The 5,865-nt window shown below is 41.9% G+C and carries 3 protein-coding genes and 1 pseudogene; all 4 read right to left on the reverse strand.

The genetic code is table 11. From position 1 onward, the window contains the following. A partial coding sequence (locus WBM49_RS05725; protein ID WP_424371102.1) for a TIM-barrel domain-containing protein occupies positions 1 to 1,215 on the reverse strand: 1,215 nt, incomplete at its 3' end. 100 nt (positions 1,216 to 1,315) lie between these two features. Further along, positions 1,316 to 3,211 (reverse strand): 1,4-alpha-glucan branching protein GlgB, encoded by a 1,896-nt coding sequence (gene glgB / locus WBM49_RS05730; protein WP_424371103.1) that lies wholly within the window; start codon positions 3,209 to 3,211, stop codon positions 1,316 to 1,318. Positions 3,212 to 3,217: 6 nt separating this feature from the next. Continuing rightward, positions 3,218 to 4,852, reverse strand: a complete 1,635-nt coding sequence (locus WBM49_RS05735) for a maltokinase N-terminal cap-like domain-containing protein (RefSeq protein ID WP_424371104.1) — start codon at positions 4,850 to 4,852, stop codon at positions 3,218 to 3,220. Between the two features lie 2 nt (positions 4,853 to 4,854). Then, a pseudogene (locus WBM49_RS05740) lies at positions 4,855 to 5,865 on the reverse strand (alpha-1,4-glucan--maltose-1-phosphate maltosyltransferase); the annotation flags it as partial.

Consider the following 5,865-nt stretch of genomic DNA (forward strand, 5'->3'; position numbering starts at 1 on the left):
ATCGTTCCAAACAGCATGGGCTCCTATCTCCGACATCATTTCTTTGTATAGTCCGGCCCACCATTCTCTCACCTTTGGATTGGTAAAATCAGGAAAATTACATTGCCCGGGCCATACCTTCCCATTCATCAAAGGACCATCGCCACGCTTACAGAAGTAGTCGTTCTTTATGGCCTCCTGATAAACCCAATAGTCGCGATCTACCTTTATTCCCGGATCTATCATCACCACGGTCTTAAACCCATCCTTGTTAAGATCCTTGATCATAGCCTTAGGGTCCGGAAATTTTGTCTTGTCCCAGGTAAAGCATCGAAATCCGTCCATATAATCGATGTCCAGATAAATGGCATCACAGGGAATCTTGAGTTTCCTGAATTTTTTGGCGATCTCTTTTACTCTACTCTCAGGAAAATAACTCCATTTAGATTGATGGTATCCCAAAGCCCAAAGAGGAGGAAGCTCGGGCGTACCCGTTAGGTCTGTATACGATCGTACCACCCTGGACATATCCGGGCCATAGAAAAAGTAGTAGTTCATTTCTCCACCTTCGGCCCAAAAGCTAGTAACATTTCGTCTTTCATGCGCAAAGTCGAAATGGGTTCTGAAAGTATTGTCAAAAAATAGCCCGTACGCCTTGTTGTTGTGCAGCCCTATATAAAAAGGGACCGCTTTGTACAAAGGATCCTGATCTTTTCCGTAGGCGTATTGGTCTGTTACCCAATTGTCAACCCGTTTTCCCTTTAAATTAGAATGAGTGGCCTTGTCTCCCATTCCGTAGAAACTTTCTCCGGATTGGGTTATTTTACTCATTTTTACGGAGTTACCTCCATAGGTGTAGTTCTCTTCGTAATGAAATCCCAGTTCGTCTTCATTGATGATATTTCCTTCGAGATCTGATATCTGAATTCGAAGGGATTGTTTATCTATCAAGACCTTGATCTTGGTCGTAAAGATGAGGTATTCCGTCTTGGTCTCCTTGGCTTCCAGGTGGTTATAACCTCTGGGGGCGGTCGGACTTATGGCATACGAAAAATCGGGTTGAAAAACATAATCGGTTGCGTAACGAAATCGAATGGTACTGTTACGGATTACCGTAATTTGAAGTACCACACCGTTATTGGTGGTGAAATAAAATTTATCTGCATCTTGTTTAAATTCAACTATATGGTCCGGGTACAGATTCCCTTTATATTCTAATTCAGTATTGGTAATCATAGTGGTTTTTTTTGCAAAAGCACAAAAGAAAGACTTTACAAGCTAAAAGTGAAATGATATTATTATCAATTATAAACTAAAACGATGTAGTCGTGGTATTTCATTGGAAAATGACCATCCCGAGGGGTGGGATCGTTACTTCTATAGACTGTTTCTGGCCGTGCCACGGTTTTTTAGCCGTTTTTCGTACCGTATTCTTCGCACCGCTTCCTCCGTATTTTTTTGCGTCTGTAGAAAAGATCTCCTTATACTGCCCGGACTTTGGTACACCCATCCTGTAATTTTCTCTGGGGATGGGAGTGAAATTACAAGCAATGACCAGATCATTTTCTGGCTCATTCCCCTTCCGCATGTACGTAAGCACCGAATTCTCAAAATCGCCATAATCTATCCACTGAAATCCTTCAGCACTAAACTGTTTTTCGAAAAGAGCCGGATGTTTCTTATAAAATATGTTCAGATCTTTTACAAGCGATTGAATGCCGGCATGGAAATCGTATTGCAGCAGGTGCCAGTCCAGACTCTTTTGAAAATTCCATTCGGACGACTGCCCAAATTCGGCTCCCATAAACAATAAATTGGTTCCCGGATGTGTAAACATGTATCCAAAGAGGAGTCGTAAATTGGCAAAACGCTGCCATTCATCCCCGGGCATTTTGTACAATAACGACTGTTTCCCGTAGACCACTTCGTCATGTGAGAAGGGCAGCATAAAATTCTCCGTAAAGGCATAGGTCATACTAAAAGTGAGATCGTTCTGATGGTGCCTTCTATAAATGGGTTCTTTTTTAAAATATTCAAGGCTATCGTGCATCCATCCCATCATCCACTTCATTCCAAAACCCAGACCTCCCAAACTCACAGGCCTTGAAACCATGGAAAAAGAGGTAGATTCTTCCGCTATGGTCTGTACTCCGTCATAATTCTTGTACACCTCTTCATTTAATTCTCTGATGAGTGAAATGGCCTCTAAATTCTCATTGTTACCGTAGATATTTGGTTCCCATTCTCCTTCTTCTCTGGAATAATCCAGGTAAAGCATAGAGGCAACCGCGTCTACGCGCAGGCCGTCTACATGGTACTGATCTAGCCAGAACATGGCATTACTAATAAGGAATGCCCTTACTTCGTTGCGGCCATAGTTAAAGATCAAAGACTTCCAATCCGGGTGGTACCCCCTTTTTCTATCCGGATGTTCATAAAGGTGAGACCCGTCAAAAAATCCAAGGCCATGGGCATCTTCAGGGAAATGAGATGGCACCCAGTCTAATATAACACCTATGTCATTTTTATGTAAGGCATCTATCAGCAATTTAAGTCCCTCAGGTTCCCCAAAACGGGACGTGGGCGCAAAGTAACCGGTAAGTTGGTATCCCCAGGAAGGGTCATACGGATATTCCATGACGGGCATAAATTCTACATGTGTAAAATTCATTTCCTTTACATAGGCCACCAGGTCTTTAGAGAGTTCTTCATAGGTCAGAAACTCATTTTTGTCATTTTTTTTCCAGGAACCCAGGTGCACCTCATAGACCGAATACGGGCAGTCTAAACCATTCTTAAACTTCCGGTTCGCCATCCATTTCGTATCGTTCCACTTATAAGGTTTCTCCCATACGATGGAGGCCGTATTGGGTGGGTGTTCGCAATACCTGGCAAATGGGTCTGCCTTTTCGGTCTTAATGTCCTGGTTGTTCGAATGTATCTTGTATTTGTACTTTGTACCGGGCTTTACTCCCGGAATAAATCCTTCCCAGATGCCACTGGCATCCCAACGCACAAAAAGTTTGTGATCTCCTTCTAACCAATAATTGAAATCTCCAACCACGGATACAGATTTGGCGGTAGGGGCCCATACTGCAAAATAAGTGCCTTTCTCCCCGTTTACTTCCATGGGGTGTGATCCCAGTTTCTCATAAAGTTTAAAATGCTTCCCGGCCTTAAACAAATTGATGTCAAATTCGGTAAATAAACTGTGGGTTACAACGTTGCCCATATTGATTTAGTTAGTTTCATTAATAATACTCATGATCCCCTGTAAAGGTATAACGGCCCACAAAGGTCTAGAGTTCATTTCATATCCCAATTCATACACTGCTTTTTCTAACATACAATACTTCAGGATAAAGATCCTTTCCTGATTATACCCAATGTTGATGTTATGCTTTTGAATAAGGTCTACATAGGTTTCTAAAAATGCCCCTACAAAATAATTATACAGTATCTCCCCAGCTTTAAACAGTTCTTCTCTTGTATACGGATAGCTTTTCTCATTGTTAAAGATAGTTGCATAGATGGCATAGTGAAATGATCTAAAAATACCTGCTACATCCTTTAAAGGAGGCTGTTTTACCTTGCGATCCCTGATGGTACTTTCTGGTTCCCCCTCAAAATCGAGTAAATAAAAATCATCATCTTTCACCAGGACCTGGCCCAGGTGATAATCGCCATGCACTCGCAGACGTTCGCCTTTCAGCTTTGTCCAGTCGAAATCTACAAATCGTTTTCTGATCTCATTTTTTCGCTCCAGGAATTCCGTAGCCAGTTCCAGCGAAAGATCCTTTAAACGATGCAGATTGTTCTCTACTGTATTTAATCTATTCTGAAATTGATACAGCAGTCGGTTTTTAAGCCAAACCTCATAATCTCCCGTAAAATGTGTTGGCGTAAATGCGGTATCTTCAAATTCCGATCCAAGGGCAATATGCATTTCTGCTGTCCTTTTGGCCAATACCTGTAATTTCAAAAAGATATTCAAGCCGGCCCAATCAATGATCTGCGGCGGCACATCGCTGATCTTTAATCGCGTAAACAAGGCCACGTTCGGCAGATGATCTATATTGATATGTTTGTTTTCCAGGTTATTAAATACCTTATGAAGTTCTTTCAGGGTAAAATCCCATGCATCGCCCTGGTTAGGCACCAATTCCTGCATTAAGGCGATGGTAATACTCACACTATCGGCATCTATAATACTTAAACTCCCCTGGTAAGCCGGGGTATTCTTATACCCTTTTCTTTCTGAGAGGAACCGACTCATTTCGTAATCGGGGTTCTTGTCTGCATAGATCCTTCGGAAGAATTTGATCACAGATTTCCCGTTAATGATGATAGAGGTATTGCTCTGTTCTAACCCCATAAATTTTGAAGACTCATAGGGCGTGCCATCAAAAGTTAAACTGTGATGGTATTGAACTCTGGTGGTATCGTTGGGTTCGGCGGAAATGATGCGTTCATAGACAAGTTTCCTAAAAGCCTCCAGGTTGAGGGCATCAATAATAAAGCCTTCCTGCCCCTTGATACTCAATGGAAGAATACGGTCTTTCTCAGCGAACGATTCATCAGACACAAAAGCGATAGGCAAAAAATAGTGTTGATAAAATGCTTCCTCGAAGTTTACCTCCAGTAATAAGCCGTAATACACCTCCCCTTTTTGCTGTATACGGAAATACTCTTGTAATTCAATATACTTCAGTTTACTGCTCTTCCCCCCGTACCAGCGTTGTTTTACCACATAATCCTCCAGGATCTCGGACAGAAAAGCATCGATGAACTTTTTGTCATCCATGAGATTTTCCCACTCCACGTCGAAGACATAGGGAGGTTCCAAAGAAGACTCCTGCTTTTTATTGGCCATTGCTATTTTTTAATTTGAAACACATGGAAAGGAAGGCTTGACGGAAGCTCCACGAAATTCCATTCTTGGTACCAAAGGTAACTATTGTCCGTAATAAGGTCGTGCATCTGTATTGGTTTGCCTGCTTCTATCCCTAATTCCCTTAATGGTAATTGCACCATTCCCTGCTGTGCATAATATGGATCTAAATTGATAATGACCAGAATTTCATCTGTTTTTTCATCATTCCATTTATAAAAGGCTATTAATTTATCGTTTTCTATGGTGCAAAACCGAATATTATTTGTCTGCTGTAGGGAAGGGTGTGACCTGCGCACATGATTGATCTTGGCCATTAAATGGGTGATCTTATTCTCAATGGACCAATCCCAAAAGCGCACTTCATATTTCTCAGAATGCAGATACTCCTCTTTTCCGGGCATGGCGTCAGACACCATATACTCAAAAACAGGTCCGTAGATACCCACATTTCCACATAAGGTGGCTGCCAGAGCGTAGCGGTTAAGGTGCATACTTTCATTGGCTCCTTGCAGGTGATACGGATTTATATCGGGAGTGTTGGGCCAAAAATTAGGACGGTAGTACTCTTTCATCTCAGACTGTGTGAGCTCGGTCATATATTCTATGAGCTCATGTTTATGCACGCGCCAGGTAAAATAGGTGTAGGACTGGGAAAAGCCTTGTTTTGCCAATTGCTGCATTACTTTTGGCCTGGAAAATGCCTCGGCTAAAAACAGTACGTCCGGATGCTTCTTCTTTACCTCCGCAATCAACCAATTCCAGAAATAATAGGGTTTTGTATGTGGGTTATCTACTCTGAAGATTTTGATCCCAAAGCCTATCCAATGTAGGGTAACATCTAGTAATTCCTGCCATAATTCTTTATATGCCTTGGATTCAAAATAAAAATTTACAATATCCTGATACTTTTTAGGGGGGTTCTCAGCGTATTGCATGGTCCCATCGGGTCTTTTTCGGAACCATTCGGGATTTGAGCTTGTATAGGGGTGATC

The sequence above is a fragment of the Muriicola sp. genome (genome assembly GCF_049669965.1).
Lineage (GTDB): Bacteria > Bacteroidota > Bacteroidia > Flavobacteriales > Flavobacteriaceae > Muriicola.